The following is a 1,008-nucleotide window of genomic DNA, read 5'->3' on the forward strand; positions in this document are numbered from 1 at the left end:
GATAAGTACGGTCCGGCGCAGAATGTGCCCAAGCCTGCTGAGCCTGAAGACGGGTACCGTGAGAAGTCTGTTGAAGGTATGCGTAAGACTTTGGACGCTTGGGTCAAATGGGGTAATTATGGCGTGCAGACTGGTGATTATTCGATGGCTCGTCAGTTTGTGTCGCCGACTTTTAAGAGCGAGTTGGAGGCTTATGAGGGTGTCGAGAGGCTTTACCAGCATGGTGGTTGGGTGATTGATGGTATTGAAAGCTTGACTGCTGATGGCGCGCCGTGGTCTGAGGACGGGGAGACTTATTTTTGGAAGGCTTACCATGTCTGGGAAAAGGAGATTTATGTCGCGGCTGATGGTAGTTGGCGCTCTTGGACCAATGAAGATAAAACTAACGACACTTATAAAATTGAGCTAAAGCACAACGGTCAAAAATGGGAGCTTATTGGGTATGTAAAGGTTGAAGATTAAAATGAAGCAGTGGCATAAAATTCTCTTCCTCCCTTTTGTAAGCATACAAATATTTCAACTTAGTATTCTCCCCTCATTTGCAGATGTAAAAACGAGTGAATGTTCATCAAATAATACTGCTAGCATATGCCAAGAGAAAATTCCTCCTAAAGAAATGGTTGGAAATGAAAATACGGAAAGAACAGGAAGCGCTTCAGATATTGATTCCGTTACAAACCAGCCAGTAACGCCTGCCCCCGAAACAGATACGACAAAACGGCGCGAGGGATTTTATGTTACATCTTATAAAGACAACCCCAACAATTTCTTCTGCACCACGCTAGACGGACGAGTAGGGCATGTTGGATATACAAACATGACCGTAGACGAAAACGGAATTCCTATCGACCGTGGTGGAAGCAGACATAGTCCTTCTTCTGCTAGCTGCATTCCCAACGATACCCGCACCCTGACCAGTGCCGACAGCCCGGGTCCCACCGGCCCGACCTACGAAGAAGTCATGGAGGAAATCCGCCACGCTGCAGAGTCGCTAGAGCCAGGCAAGCC

General features: G+C 47.3%; 1 protein-coding gene and 1 pseudogene. Both read left to right on the forward strand.

What is annotated here, in order from left to right; genetic code table 11:
• Positions 1-462, forward strand: a 462-nt coding sequence (locus HMPREF2779_RS00700) for a DUF6318 family protein (protein ID WP_233992164.1), incomplete at its 5' end; no start/stop codon positions are given.
• Position 463: 1 nt separating this feature from the next.
• Positions 464-1,008 (forward strand): annotated as a pseudogene (locus tag HMPREF2779_RS08910) (peptide ABC transporter ATPase); the annotation flags it as partial.

Origin of the sequence: Rothia sp. HMSC069C03, from assembly GCF_001811075.1 — a bacterium.
Lineage (GTDB): Bacteria > Actinomycetota > Actinomycetes > Actinomycetales > Micrococcaceae > Rothia > Rothia mucilaginosa.